Annotated in this window: 17 protein-coding genes; 8 read left to right on the forward strand and 9 right to left on the reverse strand. The window is 70.8% G+C overall.

Annotation, left to right across the window (positions count from 1 at the left end; genetic code table 11):
• Nucleotides 1-182: 182 nt before the first annotated feature.
• A complete protein-coding gene (locus tag AB0G16_RS00055) occupies nucleotides 183-944 on the reverse strand; it encodes a protein phosphatase 2C domain-containing protein (RefSeq protein WP_362796861.1) in 762 nt (253 codons plus the stop codon).
• A gap of 247 nt (nucleotides 945-1,191) precedes the next feature.
• Here AB0G16_RS00055 and AB0G16_RS00060 point away from each other — a divergent pair, with 247 nt between their 5' ends.
• Together AB0G16_RS00060 and AB0G16_RS00065 are read left to right on the forward strand one after the other, a co-directional pair.
• Nucleotides 1,192-2,775: a peptide chain release factor 3 gene (locus AB0G16_RS00060; protein ID WP_362796862.1), complete on the forward strand. Its 1,584-nt coding sequence runs from the start codon at nucleotides 1,192-1,194 to the stop codon at nucleotides 2,773-2,775.
• A 180-nt stretch (nucleotides 2,776-2,955) separates the two neighbouring features.
• Complete coding sequence (locus AB0G16_RS00065; RefSeq protein WP_362796863.1) at nucleotides 2,956-3,945, forward strand: Gfo/Idh/MocA family oxidoreductase; 990 nt, start codon at nucleotides 2,956-2,958, stop codon at nucleotides 3,943-3,945.
• A gap of 60 nt (nucleotides 3,946-4,005) precedes the next feature.
• Here AB0G16_RS00065 and AB0G16_RS00070 read toward each other — a convergent pair whose 3' ends face one another.
• Nucleotides 4,006-4,725, reverse strand: coding sequence for an SDR family oxidoreductase (locus AB0G16_RS00070; protein ID WP_362796864.1), 720 nt, complete (start codon nucleotides 4,723-4,725; stop codon nucleotides 4,006-4,008).
• A 75-nt stretch (nucleotides 4,726-4,800) separates the two neighbouring features.
• Between AB0G16_RS00070 and AB0G16_RS00075 the strand changes: the two genes are divergently transcribed.
• Nucleotides 4,801-5,334, forward strand: coding sequence for a MarR family transcriptional regulator (locus tag AB0G16_RS00075; protein ID WP_362796865.1), 534 nt, complete (start codon nucleotides 4,801-4,803; stop codon nucleotides 5,332-5,334).
• Nucleotides 5,335-5,481: 147 nt separating this feature from the next.
• Here AB0G16_RS00075 and AB0G16_RS00080 read toward each other — a convergent pair whose 3' ends face one another.
• The 7 genes from AB0G16_RS00080 to AB0G16_RS00110 all read right to left on the reverse strand — a co-directional run bounded on the left by AB0G16_RS00080 (nucleotide 5,482) and on the right by AB0G16_RS00110 (nucleotide 9,707).
• Nucleotides 5,482-6,183, reverse strand: a complete 702-nt coding sequence (locus tag AB0G16_RS00080; RefSeq protein ID WP_362796866.1) for a hypothetical protein — start codon at nucleotides 6,181-6,183, stop codon at nucleotides 5,482-5,484.
• Between the two features lie 205 nt (nucleotides 6,184-6,388).
• Nucleotides 6,389-6,607, reverse strand: coding sequence for a DUF397 domain-containing protein (locus tag AB0G16_RS00085; protein WP_362796867.1), 219 nt, complete (start codon nucleotides 6,605-6,607; stop codon nucleotides 6,389-6,391).
• Between the two features lie 25 nt (nucleotides 6,608-6,632).
• Entirely contained in the window at nucleotides 6,633-7,499 is an 867-nt protein-coding gene (locus AB0G16_RS00090) for a helix-turn-helix transcriptional regulator (protein WP_362796868.1), read from the reverse strand.
• Between the two features lie 163 nt (nucleotides 7,500-7,662).
• Nucleotides 7,663-8,091, reverse strand: coding sequence for a large conductance mechanosensitive channel protein MscL (gene mscL / locus AB0G16_RS00095; RefSeq protein WP_362796869.1), 429 nt, complete (start codon nucleotides 8,089-8,091; stop codon nucleotides 7,663-7,665).
• A 44-nt stretch (nucleotides 8,092-8,135) separates the two neighbouring features.
• Nucleotides 8,136-8,384: a DUF397 domain-containing protein gene (locus AB0G16_RS00100; RefSeq protein ID WP_362796870.1), complete on the reverse strand. Its 249-nt coding sequence runs from the start codon at nucleotides 8,382-8,384 to the stop codon at nucleotides 8,136-8,138.
• A 143-nt stretch (nucleotides 8,385-8,527) separates the two neighbouring features.
• The gene (locus tag AB0G16_RS00105; RefSeq protein WP_362796871.1) at nucleotides 8,528-8,740 is read right to left on the reverse strand and encodes a DUF397 domain-containing protein; all 213 of its coding nucleotides are present in this window, start codon (nucleotides 8,738-8,740) and stop codon (nucleotides 8,528-8,530) included.
• Between the two features lie 97 nt (nucleotides 8,741-8,837).
• Nucleotides 8,838-9,707 carry a helix-turn-helix transcriptional regulator gene (locus AB0G16_RS00110; RefSeq protein ID WP_362796872.1) on the reverse strand — a complete coding sequence of 290 codons (870 nt, stop codon included), beginning with the start codon at nucleotides 9,705-9,707 and terminating at the stop codon, nucleotides 8,838-8,840.
• Between the two features lie 210 nt (nucleotides 9,708-9,917).
• On the opposite strand from AB0G16_RS00110, the gene AB0G16_RS00115 reads away from it, so the two are divergent.
• The 5 genes from AB0G16_RS00115 to treY all read left to right on the forward strand — a co-directional run bounded on the left by AB0G16_RS00115 (nucleotide 9,918) and on the right by treY (nucleotide 19,110).
• Nucleotides 9,918-10,226, forward strand: a complete 309-nt coding sequence (locus AB0G16_RS00115; RefSeq protein ID WP_362796873.1) for a hypothetical protein — start codon at nucleotides 9,918-9,920, stop codon at nucleotides 10,224-10,226.
• Nucleotides 10,216-10,806 carry a hypothetical protein gene (locus tag AB0G16_RS00120; RefSeq protein ID WP_362796874.1) on the forward strand — a complete coding sequence of 197 codons (591 nt, stop codon included), beginning with the start codon at nucleotides 10,216-10,218 and terminating at the stop codon, nucleotides 10,804-10,806. Before AB0G16_RS00115 ends, AB0G16_RS00120 begins: the two co-directional genes overlap by 11 nt.
• 159 nt (nucleotides 10,807-10,965) lie before the next feature.
• Nucleotides 10,966-14,373, forward strand: a complete 3,408-nt coding sequence (locus AB0G16_RS00125; protein WP_362796875.1) for a BTAD domain-containing putative transcriptional regulator — start codon at nucleotides 10,966-10,968, stop codon at nucleotides 14,371-14,373.
• Nucleotides 14,374-14,486: 113 nt separating this feature from the next.
• Nucleotides 14,487-16,592 (forward strand): glycogen debranching protein GlgX, encoded by a 2,106-nt coding sequence (gene glgX / locus AB0G16_RS00130; RefSeq protein ID WP_362796876.1) that lies wholly within the window; start codon nucleotides 14,487-14,489, stop codon nucleotides 16,590-16,592.
• Entirely contained in the window at nucleotides 16,585-19,110 is a 2,526-nt protein-coding gene (treY, locus tag AB0G16_RS00135) for a malto-oligosyltrehalose synthase (protein ID WP_362796877.1), read from the forward strand. Before glgX ends, treY begins: the two co-directional genes overlap by 8 nt.
• Nucleotide 19,111: the final 1 nt, after the last annotated feature.

Genomic DNA, 19,111 nt, shown 5'->3' on the forward strand with positions numbered 1-19,111 from the left:
GGTGATCGGCAGGAGCGTGGATCTCCGACGATAACCGCCGCCGTCGTCCCCGGCCAGGACCTGAGCGGAGACCCGACGTCCCCGGTCGGGAGCTGAGCGGAGACCCGACGTCCCCGGCCGGGAGCTGAGCGGAGACCCGGGCCGGGAGCTGAGCCGCCGTCCTCCCCGGTCGGGGACGGTCCCTACACCGGGTCCGCTGAACCGACCACCACCGGGGTGTCGGAGATCTCCCCCTCGACCACGTCGGCGACCACGCAGGTGATGTTGTCGGGGCCCCCCGCCTCGCAGGCGAGCTCGATCAGCCGCCGGGTCACCTCCGTCAGGTCGTCGACCTCGGCGAGCACCTGCCGGAGCCGTTCGGCCTCGACCACCCCGGACAGCCCGTCGGAACAGAGCAGGTAGCGGTCACCGAGCTCGGCGTCCCGCAGGGAGAGGTCGAGCTCGAGGTTCTCGCCGCCGTCGAGGACCTGCAACAGGATCGACCGGTGCGGGTGGCGGGCGGCCTCCTCGGCGGTGATCCGGCCGTCGTCCATCAGCGTCTGGACCAGCGTGTGGTCGTAGGTGATCTGGTAGAGGTCGCCGTTGCGGAGCAGGTAGGCGCGGGAGTCGCCGATGTGGGCCAGGGCGACGCGCGAGCCGTTCCAGAGCATCAGGGTCAGGGTGGTGCCCATGCCGCTGAGCGTCGGGTCCTCCTCGACCAGCTCGCGCAGGCGCTGGTTGGCCCTGCGGACCCCGGCCTCGGCCGCGGCGGTGAGGTCACCCGGGCACTCCTGGTCCAGGGACGCGACGGTGGCGATCGCCGCCGAGCTCGCGACCTCACCGCCCACGTGACCGCCCATCCCGTCGGCGACGGCGAGGAGCCGTGCGCCGGCGTAGGCGGCGTCCTCGTTGCCTTGGCGGACCCGGCCCACGTCGGAGCCTGCCGTATAACGCAGCGTGATCATATGCACACCACTGGATCGTCGAGTTGCACGAGCTAAGCCGCTTTCGGACAGTTGGGATGGGCGTGGGCGAACCGAGATGTTCCACAATCCACTTAACACCATGGTGGCGCAAGCGGCCTGGGGAAGTGTTGCCACATCTGTTGACGGCTGTGGCGGCGCGTAAGCTGTCTCAGAACACTCTCGGGGCCTTTGGTGCCTCCCGCACTGTGCCCGGAGTTCCGCGACTTACGCACCGAGGAGACCAGGAATGGCCGCGATCATTCAGGAGGCGGCACGGCGCCGCACGTTCGCGGTGATCAGCCACCCCGACGCGGGCAAGTCGACCATGACCGAGGCCCTGGCGCTGCACGCCTCGGCGATCAGCCAGGCCGGCGCGGTGCACGGCAAGTCCGGACGGCGCGGGGTGACCTCCGACTGGATGGAGATGGAGAAGGCCAGGGGCATCTCCATCACCTCGGCCGCGCTGCGCTTCGAGTACCGCGGGCACATGTTCAACCTGGTCGACACCCCCGGCCACGCCGACTTCTCCGAGGACACCTACCGGGTGCTGGCCGCCGTCGACTGCGCGGTCATGCTGCTGGACGCCGCCAAGGGCATGGAGCCGCAGACGCTCAAGCTGTTCGAGGTCTGCCGGCACCGCCGTATCCCGGTGATCACGTTCGTCAACAAGTGGGACCGGCCCGGGCGCGAGGCCCTGGAGCTCCTGGACGAGATCCAGGAGCGGACCGGCCTGAAGCCCACGCCGATCACCTGGCCGATCGGCACCGGCGGGTTCTTTCACGGGGTGGCCGACCGGACCGCCGACCGGATCGTCCGCTACACCCGCACCCCCGGCGGCGCCACCAAGGCCATCGAGACCGACCTGACCGCCGAGCGGGCCCTGGCCGAGCTGGGCGAGGACTGGGAGCGGGCCAAGGACGAGATCGACCTGCTCTCCGCGATCGGCTCCGACCACGACCAGAAGACCTTCGAGGCGCACGAGTCCACCCCGGTGCTGTTCGGTGCCGCGCTGTCCAACTTCGGCGTCGGCCGCCTGCTGGACGCCATGGTCGACATCGCCCCCGCGCCCACCCCCCGACCGGACGTGCGCGACGACCCGCGCCCGCTCGAGGAGCCGTTCTCCGGGCTGGTCTTCAAGGTGCAGGCCAACATGGACCCCTCGCACCGCGACCGGATCGCCTTCGTCAGGGTCTGCTCGGGCAGGTTCGAGCGCGGCATGGTGCTCGTCCACGCGGCCACCGCCCGCCCGTTCGCCACCAAGTACGCCCAGTCGGTCTTCGGCCAGGAGCGCGCCACGATCGACGAGGCCTACCCCGGGGACGTGGTCGGCCTGGTGAACGCCAGCGCGCTGCGTCCGGGGGACACCCTCTACGACGGCCCGCCCGTGGAGTTCCCGAGGATCCCGAGCTTCGCCCCGGAGCACTTCTCCACCGCCCGGGTCCGCGACTCCAGCCGGTCCAAGCAGTTCCGCAAGGGCATCGAGCAGCTCGACGCCGAGGGTGTGGTCCAGGTGCTGCGCTCCGACGTCCGCGGTGACCAGTCGCCGGTGCTCGCCGCGGTGGGCCCGATGCAGTTCGACGTGGTCAAGCACCGGATGGCCGCCGAGTTCAACACCGAGATCCTGATGGACCGCCTCGACTTCGGCATCGCCAGGCTCACCGACGCCGAGTCGGCGCCGATCCTGGCCCGCCAGCGCGGCGTGGAGGTCTTCACCCGGTCGCTGGACGGGGTCCTGCTGGCGCTGTTCACCGACGAGTGGCGGATGCGGGGCGTGATGCGCGACCATCCCGACCTGGTGCTGAACGCCCTGCTCGCCGACACGCGCGGCTGAGCGTCTCCCCGGCGACCGCCGGTCCCGCGGGCCGAGTCCCTCCCGCGTGACCGACGGTCCCGCGGGCCGGGCGTCCCCCGCGCGATCACCGGCCCCGTGACGCCCGCCCGCGGGGGCGCGTGGGGCCGGGATCCGTACCGGCCGACCACTGGAGAACGACTCATGGTGAGATATGAGGCTATGAGCGCGATTAAGCCGATCAAGTGGGGCATTCTGGCGACCGGCGGCATCGCCGCCACCTTCACCGAGGACCTGAAGCTCCTGCCGGACGCCGAGGTGGTCGCGGTCGGATCGCGGTCGGAGGGGTCCGCGCGGGCCTTCGCCGACCGGCACGGCATCCCCCGGGCCCACGGAAGCTGGGCGGAGCTGGCCGCCGACCCCGACGTGGACATCGTCTACGTCGCCAACACCCAGAACGCCCACCACGACGCCGTACGGACCTGCCTCGAAGGCGGCAAGGCCGTCCTGTGCGAGAAGGCGTTCACCCTCAACCGGGCCCAGGCCGCCGATCTGGTCGACCTCGCGCGCGAGCGGGGCCTGTTCCTGATGGAGGCCATGTGGACGCGCTGCATCCCGGCCGTCCGCACGATCATGGAGCTGATCGAGGGCGGCGCCATCGGCCCGGTCGCCACCGTCCACGCCGACTTCGGGTTCTCCGTCTCCGTCCCGCCCGACCACCGGCTCCGCAACCCGGAACTGGGCGGTGGCGCGCTGCTCGACGTGGGCGTCTACCCCGTCTCCTTCGCCCACATGGTGCTCGGCGCCCCCGCCGGGGTGCGGTCCTGGGCGCGGCTGACCCCCGAGGGGGTGGACGAGAACACCGGCGTGCTGCTCGGCTACGACAGCGGTGCGGTCGCCCTGCTGTCCTGCGGCATCACCACGCACAGCCCGGTCGTCGCGTCCGTCTCCGGCCCGCTCGGCCGGATCGAGGTGCCGGGCCCGTTCTTCCGCCCCGACACCTTCACCCTGCACCGCACGGAGGGCGAGCCGGAGACCTTCCACGTCCCCTTCGAGGGGAAGGGCATGCTGCACGAGGCCGCCGAGGCCATGCGCTGCCTGCGCGAGGGCCTGCTGGAGAGCCCGCTGATGCCCTGGCGGGCGACGCTGGACGTGATGGGCACCCTGGACGAGGTCCGTTCGCAGGTGGGGGTCCGCTTCCCCGGCGAGTGACCGCCCGGGGAGGTTCCTCCCTCGTTCTCCGACGACCCGCCGGGCTACGAGGGCCGGCGTTCAGCGGGTGGCGTGTTCGCCCCCGTTGACGGCGATGACCTGGCCGGTGATCTGCCGGGCGGCGGGGGAGGCCAGGAAGCTCACCGCGCCGGCCACGTCCCGCGGGGTTCCGGGGCGCCCGGTGGGGATCGCCGACACGAGGGAACGCCGGCGCTCGGCCGTCAGCCGGTCGCGGAAGAACTCGGTGTCGGCGATGTAGCCGGGGGAGACGACGTTGGCGGTCACTCCGCGCGGCCCGAGCCCGGCGGAGAGCTCCACGTTCCACGAGGCCAGCCCGGCCTTGGCCGCGCCGTACGCGCCGGCGCCCTTGTCCGCGGCGATCGAGCCGATGCTGATCACGGCCCCGCCCTCGGCCAGGCGGTCGATCAGGGCCGTGGTCATCAGGACCGCGGTGAGCAGGTTGGCCTCGATGTTGGCCCGCCAGTTGTCGGCCAGTTCCCGCAGGTTCGACGAGGTCTGCCGGTCGAAGTCGGTGTTGCCGCCCGCGTTGTTCACCAGCACGTCGACCGAGGCCGGAAGCCGTTCCAGCAGCGCCTCCACCTCGTCCGGGTCGCCGGCGTCGCACACGAGGGCGCGGGCGCCGAGCTCGGCGGCGACCGCCTGGAGGGGCGCGGGGCGACGACCTGTGATCACGACGTCGTCGCCGTCCTCGGCGAACGCCGCCGCCACCGCGCGGCCGATGCCGGTACCTGCGCCGGTGACCACCACAGTGCGTGTCATGATTACTCCCTAAGCTAGGTTTAGGTCTAAACGATAGGTGTCGTTTAGACCTAAATGCAAATCGGAGGGGACATCATGGACGAGAACGACCCGGTGGACGCCATCACGCTCGCCTGGCTTCGCGAGCGCCCCGGCACCCCGGTCGAGGGGATCGGCGTCGTCACCCGGATCTGGCAACTGGCCAAGATCTTCGGGGACGACCGCCGGCGGATGCTCGCCGCCGTGGACGCCGACCCGGCGATCCTGGACCTGCTCAGCGTGCTCAGGCGCAGCGGGCCGCCGTACCGGCTGACCACCCGTCAGCTCGTCGAGCGCGCGCACGTCACCGCCGGGGCCATCTCCCAGCGGGTGGCCCGTGCCGAGGCCGAGGGACTCGTCGTCAGGGAACCGCTCGGCGCCGGCTCGCGATCCGTCGTGGTGACCCTCACCCCCGAAGGACACGCGCTGGTCGAGCGGCTCGTCGACCGGGTGCTCGGCCGGGAGGCGGACCTGATCTCCGGGCTCACCGCGGAGCAGCGGACCGCCCTGACGGACCTGTTGCGCGCTCTTCTCGACGACCTCCAGGCACGGCTCGGCGAGGAGAAGATCACACCGGTCGGATCCGGGTGAGGACACTCGTCGGCAGGGACCCCCGGCCGGCTCCGCGAGTCGCGGAACGACCTCCGACGTTCCCGGTCACCCCGCGAGAGCGGCCGGCTCGCAGGACCGGGAGACACCTCGGACATCGGGAAGGGGGAACAGGCCTTCGGACGAAGGTCAGACGGGCCGCCAGTCGTGACGGTCCATGAAGGCCCGCCCACCGGTGGCGTACTCGACGAAGGCGTCCTGGACCGCGGCGAGGTCGGCGACGTGCGTGCGGAACATCAGCCCGCGCACGCTGTCGCGGTACTCCAGCTCGTAGCCGGACGGTTCCGGGGAGGTCTGGACGAAGTGCTCGCCGAAGACGACCAGTGCCATGAAGGGGTTCTGCGGGGACAGGGTGGTGAGCGCGTCCGAGACGAGCCCCAGGTCGGGGCCGACCACGATCATCCCGTCGCCCGTGCGCATCTCCATGGCGGGGTGGACGCCCCGGGGCTCCAGGTTGTGCACCAGGTGCCGCCGCGGGTCGTAGCAGACCAGCCCGCACCCGGCCGCCAGCGCGAAGACCTCGGCCGAGTCCTCGTCGGCCCGTTCCGGGACCAGGGTGACCAGGACGACACCCGGGGAGAGCCACTCGGCACCGGGAAGACGCCCGGCGAACGCGACCACCCCGGGATGGGGCTCCGCGCCCTCGGTCTCACCGAGGATCCCGTCCCCGGGGCCCACCGGCCCGTCGCGGCGCTCCCCGGGGATCCCGGCCTCACCGGGACGTGCCGGTGCGCCCTCCGGCGCCGCGTGACGCGCCGCCCGGAAGACGTCCCGGGCGCGTTCCCGGGTGATCGGCTCGGGCTCGTACCAGACGGCCAGTTCGAAGCTCACGACCCCATTGTCCCCCGGGCGACACGGCCTGCCGACCCGGGCGGTCCGCATGTGCCGGTCTTCCGGTGAAGGGCGCGACTCCAGAAGGCGCCATTTCGTTCACGGCGCCTGCGGGGAAAGGAATTGAACCGCTTCAGGAGGGCGACCGGGTCGATGAGCGGAGGTCCTGCGGTCGTCGGAGTGAAATACGAGAAACGTTTTCCCGTCAGGGGATCTCGGACCTCACACTCTCGACGAAGCTTTCCCACTCTCTCGGCGTGAAGCGCAGTACGGGGCTGTCGTCGCCGAGCTTGTTGTCTCGCACCGCCATTCCGCCGTTCGGAAGACGGGCCACCTCGACACATGATCCGTTGTTGCAGAAACTGGATGCACGCCACGGCAGGTCTGGCGATCCTGCGAACTCCGATGACGTCACTGTTCTCACCTCCGGTAAACCTGTACCAGGTGAATCAGTCGGCCGAATAATTCCTGCTCATCTCCTCGATCTTCTCCATTGAATTTCGCGGGCTGAGCGCCGCTGCGATGATGTGTTCCTTCGCCTCCTTGTACGGGGCCGTATCGACCGCCTTCTCGAGATATCTCTCCGTGGTCATGGATTCCAGGTAGACGATGTCCGGGATCTTGGAGTCCGGGATCTCGAAAAGGACGAAAGGATTGTTGATTCCCATGTGGGCGCCTGCCTCGAAGGGGACGACCTGAATGGTCACATTGGGTAACCTGGCGATCTCTGTCACGTGCAGCAGTTGCTCGTGCATGACGCCGTCGCCGCCTATCCTCTTACGCAGCACCGCCTCGTCCATGACCGCCCAGTACTTCGGCGGGTCGGGACGCGTGAGGATCTCCTGCCGCTTGACGCGGATCGCGACGCGGGTGTCCAGGACGTCGGGGGTGATCTGCGGAAGCATGCCGCCGGTGAGGGTGCGGGCGTATTCCTCGGTCTGGAGGAGGCCGGGGACGAGGGCGGTCTGAAATTCCCAGATGGACGAGGCCGCCGCCTCGAGCCCGACATAGGTACGGAGGATCTTCTCGACGGAGGCGGAGCCTATGTCGAGATGGATTCCGGCCTGTTTGGCCTCGCGGGCCATCTCCATCAGGGTGTCGATCTCGTCCTGCTCCCGCACCCCGTACAACAGGCACAGGTCCCGCACTTCACGGGGAATGGCGCCGCGTTGAGCGTTCTCGATGCGCTGAATCTTCGCAGGTGAACATTCGATGCCTTCGGCGGCCTCTTTGACGGTGAGGCCGGCCTTCTCACGTAGCGCTCGCAGGCGAGCCGCCAGTTGACGGCCACGGAGAGTAGGTGTGGTACTGGCCATCGTCGCTCACTTACTTCGGTAAGATTCAACGAGATATCTGACGTTAAGCGTCCATTCTGGCCGATCCACCGGTCGGTGACCGCCATCGTCTGCGGAATCGTGAGCCCGTGCTCTCCGGAAGCGGCAGGCCGTCGTACGGGGCACTTCTCTCGCGCGTCGCCGGTTACGCCGGAGGCCGGTCGCCGACGGCGACCCGCGACAGTTCCACGGTGCAGAACGCGCAACGCTTGGCGTCGATCGGAATGTCGCTCAGGCACTCCGGGCATTCCTTCTCGGTGGCCTTCTTGTCCCTGTCGAAGAAACCGATCAGGCGGGTCATCGGCATCACGACCAGCCAGTAGACGACCGCGGCGATGATGAGGAAGGTCAGCAGGTGGTTGATGAAGTCGCCGTACATGAACTTGGAGCCGTTGATCGTGAACACGTACTGCGAGAAGTCCGGCTGCCTGCCACCCGTCACGGCCCCGATCAGGGGGGTGATGAGGTCCTTGACCAGTGCCTGGATCAGCCCGCTGAAGGTCGCTCCGACGACGACCGCCACGGCCAGCTCGACGAGGTTGCCCCTCAGCAGGAACTTCTTGAATCCACCCATGCTTCGCGTCCTCCGATCGTGAGGACGCTGGAACTACCCATCCATCAGCGGCCAAACCTCCTGCTCCTGCGGGTGATCCGCCGCAGCCAGGAGATGTCGAAGCGTCCTCGGCGGACGGATCGGACGAAGGAGGTCCACTCCGTGGCGGTGAAGGTGAGGATCGGTCCGTTCGCGCCGTTCTTGCCGTCGCGCACGCCGACGCTGCCGTGCTCGAAGGCCACCTCTACGCACTCTCCGTTGTTGCACGCCGGTCGATGCCAGACGCTGTCGCTGAACGTAGATCGGCCCGTCATACGCTCTCCCAGAAGATCGATTATGAAGCCGAGATGTCATGCCGGGAGTATCGTAATATATGTCCAGAAAATGTGAATGTCTCTTTTGGGCTTAACCGTGTACCGGGGCCGCTGGTTTCGGTCCCGGCACACGGTTACGGCATCTAATAACGGTCGTATGCGCCCTGCTTGACGGCCCTCACGAAGGCGGACCAATCGCCGGGCGAGTAGCGCAGCACGGGGCCGTCGAGAACCTTGGAATCGCGAACGCTGACCGTATCGGGCGCAAAGGCGACTTGGACGCAGTTACCTCCGTTGCAGTAGGAGGAAATGCGCCACTCCATGGGGGGAGTGGTCGTGCCTTGCGGTGAGTTCATTGACACTCCCGGTGTCTTTGGTGAAAATGGGACTCCTGTTGCGCAGGGCGTCCCGGGTCACCATTGTGGCATGGCCTCTTACGTATGGATGTTAAATTCATATTTGGGCTTTATATGTCCGAATCATCTCTTTGATGCACTTCAGGGAATCTTTGGGGTCCAGTGCCGTGGCACGGATCTGGTCGATCGCCTCACGGTGCACCTTCAGGTCATCGGGTCGCTCGAAGTACTCGTTCCGGACGAGGATCTCGATGTAGACGACGTCCGAGCCCGTGCCCTCGCCCATCTCCAGGAAGACGAACGGGCTGCCGGCCCCCATGTAGGCACCCTTGTCGAACGGAACGACCTGGAGGGTGACGTGACGTTTCTCGGCGACCACCAGGACATGCTCCATCTGGGCCGTCATGATCTCAAGGTTGCCGACCCGCCGGTGCAGCACGGCCTCGTCGATGAAGGTCCAGTAGCGGGGAGGGTCGGCCCTCTCCAGTAGGGCACGCTGCCGCGCCATGCGAGCGGCGACACGCCGCTCCAGCACGTCGGATTCCATCCGGGGCAGCAGGCCGTGGATCAGGGCCCGGGCGTAGTCCTCCGTCTGGAGCAGGCCGGGGAAGAACGCGGTCTGGAACTCGGTGATCGACGCCGCTCCGGCCTCCAGTTCCATGTACGTGTACAGCATGTCGTTGCCGAGATCGCCGTGTTCGTATTTCAGGCCCGGTTTCCGTATCTCGCGGGCCAGCGTCATGAGCTGTTCGATCAGCTCCTCGTCCTCGATGCCGTAGGCGGCACAGAGATCGCGTACGTCTCTCTGGCTGGCGCCGCGCTGTGCGTTCTCTATACGGCTGATCTTCGAAGGGGTGCAGAGCAGGGCCTCGGCCGCCTGCTCGACCGTCAGCCCGGCCGCCTTGCGCAGTTCTCGCAACCGGCCCCCGAGTCGGCGTCGGCGCAGGGTCGGATTGTTCTCAGCCATCGGCGCAACCTCTTCTCGATGCCGCAGACGGCGGGCCGGTCTCTGTCCAGCCCCCGGTACAACGCGTGTACGGAGCGGCGGCAAGAACCAACGGAAAGATCCTCCGGCAAATCCTACATGGCAATTGCCATAATCGTGTTGTCATCGGCACAAGGTTGGGTAGAGGGACAGGCAAGGCCCCAAGGGGGCGAATCTTCAGGGGGTGGAGCCTTGAAGCACGACATCGAAGGCGGGAGAAGCCTCTCGATCCGAGTACGAAGCTTAGCGATCACCTGTCTCCGGGCGCTGGACAACTGGATCTTCGGGGAGATCGACGCGTTCGCCGGGGTGCTGGGCTGGGAGATCGACCGGAGCCGTCCGTTCACGCGCAGGTACCGTTCCCCGCAGTTCGACGCGCTGCAGAGATGCGGCCTGTGCCGGGGCGCGGGGTGGACCGGGCGGGACGATCACGTGTGCGGGCTCTGCGGGGGGGACGGGCGGATAGCACGGCTCAACGCGGGGGCGAGCCGTGAGAAGTGAGGAGCCCCGGTTCGGTCAGCTCTCCGCGACGCGGCGGGCGGCGATCATCCCTCAGGCGCGGACCGGGCCGCTCGGGCTGATCTGGGAGTGGCGGTACGAGATCGGCCTCGTCCTGGTCGTGCCGGTCGCCGTCGTCGTCGCGGTGAGGATCTTCGACTGGGGCTGGGTGCTCGCGACCGTGGCGCTGCTCGCCCTCGTGGTGGGGGCGGTGCCGGTCGCGCGGGCCGAGGTGTGGGGGCGGTGCCGGTGCGTGTTCACCGCGCACCGTGTCCGCTCCGGTTGCGTGGAGGCGCTGGTCGTCAACCGGAGGGGCCGCGCGCCCCACGTCCTGCGGACGGTGGCGACCCCGTTCGGGGAGCGGGCCTGGCTCTGGTGCCGGGCCGGGACCACGGTCTCCGACCTGGAGGACGCCGCAGAGGTGCTGGCGATCTGCTGTCTGGCGCCGCTGGTGCGGATCGCCGCCCATCCTCGCCACCCGGCGCTGGTCGCGGTCGAGGTCATCCGCGACGAGCGGGCGTGGGCCGCCGGGCCGGGCGGGCACGGGCGCAGGGAGTCCCCCTTCTCGGGAAGCCGGGGCTGACCGGGCCCGCGGGGAACGGCCGGCCGGTGAGGACCGGCGGTTCAAGGCCATCGGAGTCAAGGCCGGTGGGTCAAGGCCGGCAGGTGAGGGCCGGTGGGCCGAGGCTCGGCGCGGCAGGCGAAAGGTACTATCGGCGCAGTTCAATGCGAGGTGGGCCGGATGGACTTTCGTGTGCTGGGCCCGGTCGGGGTGATCGCCGACGACGGGACGGCGCTGGACACCGGCCCCTACCAGCAACGGCTGGTGCTGGCCATGTGCGTCCTCGCCGCGCCGCGGCCGGTCGGGCCGCAGCGGATGATCGGCGTGCTCTGGGAGGACGAACCCCCTCCGGGGGCGCTCAACACCGTGCAGGCGTACATCTCCAAGCTCCGCAGGGTCTTCGAGCCCGGCAGGACACGCGGGGTGGCCCCGGCGGTCCTCGTCACCAGGCCGGGCGGGTACGTCCTGGACGTCCCCGCGGCCTCGATCGACCTGGGCCGGGCGCGGGAGCGCGTGGCCGCCGGGACGAGCCGGGCGGCGGCGGGCGACCACGACGGGGCGGCCCGGGAGCTGCGGCGGGCGCTGGGGGAGTGGAGCGGCGAGCCGCTCGCGGACCTGACGGCCTCCTCCTGGGCGGCGGAGGAGGGCGCGCACCTGGCCGAGTTCCGGCTGACGACCGAGGAGGACCTGGCCGCGTCCGAGCTGGCGCTGGGGCGGGGGGCGTCGCTGAACGGCCGGTTGGCCCAGCTGGTCGCCGCGCAGCCGTTCAGGGAGCGGCTGCGCGCGCTCTCGGCGCACGCCCTGTACCAGGCGGGGCGGCAGGCCGACGCGCTCGCCGTGCTCGCCGAGGGGCGGCGGCTGCTGATGGAGGACCTGGGGCTGGACCCCGGCGCGGGTTCCCGGGAGATGGAGCGGCGCATCCTGGCCCAGGACCCCGCGCTGACCCCACGTCCCCCGGCGGGCGAGGCGGGCGCGAGGGGCGCGCCGGGCGCACCGGGTACGGCGGACGTCGCGGACGAGACGAACGGGGCGGGCGCGACGAGCGCGGGCGGGGACGCCGGGACGGGGCCGGCCACCGAGGCCGGGCGGGACGACGGGCTGGTCGGCAGGGACGCCGAGGCCGGGGTGCTGGAGCGGATGGCCGCCGGGGACGGGCACCGGGTGGTGCTGATCGCCGGTGAGCCGGGCATCGGCAAGACCCGCCTCGCCGAGCACGCGGCCGACGCCGCCCGGGCCCGGGGCCACCGGGTGGCGTGGGGCCGCTGCTGGGACGACGCGGGCGCGCCCCCGTTCTGGCCCTGGACGCAGGCCGTGCGGGGGCTGGTCGGCGGGGACGGGGACCTGGCGCACCTCATCGGCGCCGGGGCGCGATCGGGAACGCCGGGAACGCCGGGAGCGCCGGGAGCGCCGGGAGCGCCGGGAGCGCCGGGCGGCACGGCCGCGACCGGGCAGTTCGAGCTGTACGAGGCGTTCGCCCGGCTGCTGAACGAGCACGGCCGGACGCTGGTGGTCCTCGACGACCTGCAGTGGGCCGACCCCTCGTCGCTGCGGCTGCTGGAGTTCCTGGCCTCCACCCGGCTCTGCCCGGACCTGGCCGTGGTGGCGACGTACCGCGACACCGGCGGGCGGGACGGCGGGCCGCTGGAGCGCACGCTGGGCGCGCTGGCACGGCTGCCGCACGTGCGGCGGCTCCCGGTGCGCGGCCTGGCCGAGGGGGAGATCCGCGAGTACCTGCGACGGGCCGGCGCCGACCCGGGCAGGGCGGCCGAGATGGGCAGGCTCACCGCGGGAAACCCGTTCTTCCTGGGCGAGGCGCTCCAGCTCGGCGAGACCCCCGAGGCGCTGTCGGACGTCGTGCGCGGCCGGCTGGCGGGCCTGCCGCCCGGCACCGAGGAGGTGCTGACCGCCGCGGCGCTGCTGGGCCGGGAGGCGGACCTGGACGTGCTGACCCGGGTGGCCGGGCCGTCCCCGGAACGGGTGCTCGACATCGTCGACGCCGCCGTGCAGGCCCGGCTGCTGGTCGCCGAGGACGGGCCCGGTTGCCGGTTCGTCCACGACATCGTCCGCGACGTGCTGCGCGAGGCGCTGCCGCCGCTGCGCCGCAGGAGGACGCACGCGCGGATCGCCGAGGTGCTCCAGGAGCGGAGCGGGACGCGGCTGAGCGAGATCGCCCACCACTGCCGCGAGGGCCTGCTCGGCCCGGAGACGACGGCCAGGGCGATCGGCTACACCCGGCGCGCGGCGGCCTGGGCCGGTGCCCGGTTCGCCCACGAGGACGCGGTTGAGGGCCTGGAGAAGGCGCTCGCGCTGGTCGACCGGCTGCCCGAGCCGGACGCCGCGCTCCGCTGCGACCTGTTGCTCGACCTGGCCGAGGCCCAGGCGGCCGCCGGGGCGAGCGGCGCGGCCCACGCCTCGCTGGAGGCGGCGGCGGACCTCGCCGAGGAGCTCGGCGACGACGACCGGCTGGCCAGGGCGGTGCTCGGCTTCTCCGACCCGCTCCACCTGGCCATGTACGAGGAGATGACCGGCATCGCCCGGATGGCCGAGCGCATCGGCCGGGTGCTCGCCTCCGGCCTGGCCTCCGACTCGCCCTGGCGGGCCAGGCTGCTCGCGGCCGCCGCGCTGACCGGCTCGACCTCCCGGCCGGTGGGGCGGAGCGTGGAGCTGGCGCGGGAGGCGGTGTCGCTGGCCCGCCGAGGCGGTGACGAGGCGACCCTGTCCAGGACGCTGATCGCGCTGGAGATCCTGCTGCGTTCCGGCCACGACCACGAGGGCGGGCGGGCGGCCGTCGCCGAGATCGTGGAGATCGGCCGCCGCACCGGGGACCTGGTCACCGAGTGGATCGGCAGGGAGAACGCGTACGTCGAGCTGATGGCCCGGGGCGAGGCGGAGGCCGCCGCGGAGTCGCTGGCCTGGCTGCGGGAGAACGCCGGCCGGCTCCGGCTCCCCTCGATGGTCAGTCTCGCCGAGTGGCAGGCCGCGGTCCGCGCCTACCTGTCCGGGAACCTCGTCGGCGCGCTCGCCGCGGCCGACGCCTCCGGGGCCGCCCACCCCGAGGGCGCGCTGGGCCGCGACGACGCGCTGCTGCGCCGCGAGACGTTCCGCTTCCTGTCCCTGCGGGCCGGGGGCGAGGCCGGCCGGGCGCTCGCGCTGGCCGGGGAGATGCTCGCCCTGCGTCCCGGCCAGCGGCCCTGGACGATCCTGCGCTGCCTGGCCCTGGTCGACCTGGGCAGGACCGGCGAGGCGCGCGAGATCCTCGACGCCCTCGCCCGGGACGGCTTCGCCGCGATCGGCCCGGAGCTGGCCTACCGGTTCGTGGCGGACGCCGTCAGCGAGATCTGCGACGCGCTCGGCGACGAGGCCGCCGGAGAGGTCCTGTACGGCCTGCTCGCCCCGCACGCGGGACGGCTGCTCGGCTGGTCGCAGGCCGACCTCTGCCTGGGCAGGCTGGCCCTGCTGGCCGGCGACGAGGAGCGGGCCGCGGCCCACCTGCGCGCGGCCGGGACGTTCGTGGCGCGGGCGGGCCTGCGCGTGTACGAACCCGCCGTCCGGGCACTGGTCGGACGCCTGGAGCCGGGTTCGCCCTAGGCTCGTGGCGGCGTGACGCGCCCGGCCGGTGAGATCAGAGACACAGGAGTGGGAATGTATGCATGCCACGGCGAACACGGGGCATATCTGTCCACCGCTGAAGGGGCGGTGTAATGATCGAGATCTGGCCGGGTGATCCCTATCCTCTGGGGGCCACCTACGACGGCGCGGGAACCAACTTCGCGCTTTTCACCGAGGCCGCGGAACGCGTCGAACTGTGCCTGTTCGACGATGACAATCAGGAGACGAAGGTCCCTCTCACCGAGTGTGAGGGCTTCGTCTGGCACGGATATCTGCCGCGCGTCGGCCCGGGGCAGCGGTACGGCTACCGCGTCCACGGCCCGTACGACCCGGCGGCGGGGCAGCGATGCAACCCCGCCAAGTTGCTGCTCGATCCCTACGCCAAGGCGATCGACGGCGACGTGAACTGGAACGAGGCCGTGTACGGCTACCGTTTCGGCGAGCCCGACAGCCTCAACGACGCCGACTCGGCCGAGTTCATGCCGAAGTCCGTCGTGATCAACCCGTTCTTCGGGTGGGGGCACGACCGGCCGCCGAGCACGCCGTACCACAACACGGTGATCTACGAGGCGCACGTCAAGGGCCTGACGATCAACCACCCGAAGATCCCCGAGCGGATCCGCGGCACCTACGCCGCGATCGGGCACCCGGAGATCATCGACCACCTGACGTCGCTCGGGGTGACCGCGCTCGAACTGATGCCGGTGCACCAGTTCGTCACCGACCACATCCTGTCCGACCGCGGGCTGACGAACTACTGGGGCTACAACAGCATCGGTTTCTTCGCGCCGCACAACGCCTACTCGAGCACCGGGCAGCGCGGCGGGCAGGTGCTGGAGTTCAAGGCCATGGTCAAGGCCCTGCACGAGGCGAACATCGAGGTCATCCTCGACGTGGTCTACAACCACACCGCCGAGGGCAACCACCTGGGCCCGACGCTGAGCATGCGGGGCATCGACAACGCCGGGTACTACCGTCTGGTCGACGACGACAAGCGGTACTACATGGACACCACGGGCACCGGCAACAGCCTGTTCATGCGCTCCCCGCACGTCCTGCAGATGATCATGGACTCGCTCCGCTACTGGGTCATCGAGATGCACGTGGACGGCTTCAGGTTCGACCTGGCCTCGACGCTGGCGCGGGAGCTGCACGAGGTCGACCGGCTGAGCGCCTTCTTCGACCTGGTCCAGCAGGACCCGGTGCTCTCCCAGGTCAAGCTGATCGCCGAGCCGTGGGACGTCGGTCCCGGCGGCTACCAGGTGGGCAACTTCCCGGCCCGGTGGACCGAGTGGAACGGCCTGTACCGCGACACGATCCGCGACCTGTGGCGGGGAGAGCCCGCCGCGCTGCCCGAGTTCGCCTCCCGGCTGACCGGCTCCAGCGACCTCTACCAGGACGACAGCCGCCGCCCGGCCGCCTCCATCAACTTCGTCACCTGCCACGACGGCTTCACCCTGCAGGACCTCGTGTCCTACAACGGCAAGCACAACGAGGCCAACGGCGAGGAAAACCGGGACGGCGCCGACGACAACCGCTCGTGGAACTGCGGCGAGGAGGGGCCGGCCTCGCTGGCCATCGAGTCGCTGCGCGAGCAGCAGAAGCGCAACTTCCTGACGACGCTGTTCCTGTCCCAGGGCGTCCCGATGCTCTCCCACGGCGACGAGCTGGGCCGCACCCAGCGGGGCAACAACAACGTCTACTGCCAGGACAACGAGCTCAGCTGGGTCGACTGGTCCGACGTCAGGGAGAACTGGCTGCTGCTGGAGTTCACCCGGCGGGTGGCCAAGCTCCGCGCCGACCACCCGGTCTTCCGGCGGCGCCGGTTCTTCTACGGCCGGCCGGTACGGGGGTCGGAGGACAACCTCAGCGACATCGCCTGGCTCACCCCCAAGGGCGAGAAGATGACCGACGCCGACTGGAACGTGGGCTACGCCAAGTCGCTGGCCGTCTTCCTGAACGGCGACGCCATCACCGAGCCCGACCGCCGGGGCCGGCAGATCACCGACGACTCGTTCCTGCTGCTGTTCAACGCCCACCACGACGTCATCAAGTTCACCCTTCCGAAGGACTACGGCGAGATGTGGCTGACGGAGATCGACACGGCGATGCCGATCACGATCGACACCCGGCTGTGCCGGGCCGGAGAGAGCGTGCCGGTGGTCGGCCGCTCGGTGAGGGTGTTGCGCCGTGTCTGAGCCGATGGTCCAGCCCGTTCCCGAGCCCGCCCCGGCCGGGCCCGTCCTGACCGGGCCCGCCCCGGCCGAGCCCGCTCCCGTTCCGGAGCCGGCCCCTGTCCCCGAGCCTGTCCCCGAGCCCGGGACCGTCCCCGAGCCCGGGACCGTACCGCAGCAGGGCGCTCCGGACGTCCCGCCCGCCGAGACGGTGCCCGGCGCCAGGACCGGCGAGGACGTCGACGAGATCGTCGATCCGGCGCCGCTGGAGACCGACGGGCAGATCCCGCTGCCCTCACCCGGCTCCTACGAGGTGCCGCTGTCGACGTACCGGTTCCAGCTCACCCCCGACTTCGGGTTCGACAAGGTGGCCGAGCTCGCCCCGTACCTGCGGGACCTGGGGGTCAGCCACGTCTACCTGTCGCCGATCCTGCAGGCCGTGCCCGAGTCGCGGCACGGCTACGACGTGACCGACCACTCGCGCGTCCGCGAGGAGTTCGGCGGCGCCGAGGGCCTGCGCGAGCTGTCGGCGACGCTGGCCCAGCACGGGATCGGCATCGTCGTCGACATCGTGCCCAACCACATGACGATCCCGGTGCCCGAGTCGGGCAACGCCCAGCTCTGGTCGGTGCTCAAGGAGGGGCGCGACTCGCCGTACGCCTCCTGGTTCGACATCGACTGGGAGGGCGGCGAGGGCAGGGTCAACATGCCCGTCCTCGGCGGCGACCCGGAGGAGGTCGTGGCCGACGGCGACGTGCTGCGCTACCACGACCACGAGTTCCCGCTGCCCGACACGCACTACCGGCTGGTCGACTGGCGGCGCGGCCCCGGCTACCGCCGCTTCTTCGACGTCTCCTCGCTGATCGGGTTGCGCGTCGAGGACCCGGAGGTCTTCGACGACACGCACGCCCTCATCCTGGCCCTGGTCAAGGAGGGCGTCATCCAGGGGCTGCGGGTGGACCACCCCGACGGGCTGGCCGAGCCGCGCGGTTACCTGTCGCGGCTGCGCGCGGCCTCGGGCCTGTGGACCGTGGCCGAGAAGATCCTGGTCGGCTCCGAGCGGCTGCCCGCCGACTGGGAGTGCGACGGCACCACCGGCTACGACGTGCTCAACCGCATCACCGGCCTGTTCGTCGACCCGGCCGGCAAGGAACCGCTGGTCGAGCTGTACACCACGCACACCGGCGGGCCGTCCGACTACGCCCAGGTGGTCCGCGAGTCCAAGACCGAGGTCCTGAACCTGTTCTTCGGCTCCGAGATCGACCGGCTGCACGCCCTGACCGGCTCCGACCGGCGGACCCTGGTGGAACTGCTCGCCGCCATGCCGGTCTACCGGGCCTACGCGGTGCCGGGAGAGCCGGTGCCCGAGGCGTCGGCGCGGATCGTCGAGGAGGCCGGGCGGATCGCGGCCGGGCACCTGCCCGAGGGCGCCCCGGTCGACGAGGTCGTCCGCCAGGTGCTGCACGGGCCGGCCGAGGCCGTCACCCGCTTCCAGCAGACCTGCGGGCCGGTGATGGCCAAGGGCGTCGAGGACACCGCCCTGTACCGGTGGTACCCGCTGTCCTGCCTGAACGAGGTGGGCGGCGAGCCCGACCGGTTCGGCGAGTCCGTCGAGGAGTTCCACGCGTTCTGCCGGAGGATGTCCCCGGCCACCATGACGACGCTGTCCACCCACGACACCAAGCGCTCCGAGGACGTGCGGGCCAGGCTGGCCGTGCTGTCGGAGATGCCGGCGGAGTGGGCGGCGGCGGTCGGCGAGTGGTCGGCGAAGGTCTCCTTCGACCCGGCCCTGGACTACCTGGCCTGGCAGAACCTGATGGCGTCCTGGCCGATCGACCCGGGCCGTTTCTTCGACTACCTGTTCAAGGCGGCCCGCGAGGCCAAGACCTCGATCTCCTGGGCCACCCCGGACCCGGCCTACGAGCGGGGCATCCGCGACTTCGTCACCCGCGCGGTGGAGGAGTGCGGTCCCTCGATCGCGGAGTTCGCCGCCAGGATCGAGCCGTACGCCAGGTCCAACTCGCTGGGGCAGAAGCTCGTCCAGCTCATGCTGCCCGGCGTGCCCGACCTGTACTGGGGGAACGAGATCACCGACTTCTCCCTGGTCGACCCGGACAACCGCCGGCCGGTGGACTTCCAGCTCCGCCGCCGGATGCTCTCGTCGGCCCAGGCGCACGCGAGCCACGCCAACCCCGACGAGGCCAACCCGAGCACCGCAGCCGAGGACCTCTCCTGGGACGAGGCCAAGCTGGCCGTCACCGCCCAGGCCCTCGGGCTGCGGCACCGGCTGGGCCCGGAGGCGCCGTACCTGCCGATCGAGGCGGGCGAGCACGGACTCGCCTTCGCCCGTGGCGAGCGGGCCGTGACCGTCGCCACCCGGCTGCCGGTGGGGCTGGAGCGGCGCGGCGGCTGGGGGAGCGACACGATCACCCTGCCGCGCGGCACCTGGCGGGACCTGCTGACCGGCACCGAGCACACCGGCCGCATCCCCCTGGCGCACCTGCTGGCCGTCCACCCTGTCGCGCTGCTGGAAAGGAACTGAC

It is taken from the genome of Streptosporangium sp. NPDC023615 (assembly GCF_040640155.1).
GTDB lineage: Bacteria > Actinomycetota > Actinomycetes > Streptosporangiales > Streptosporangiaceae > Streptosporangium.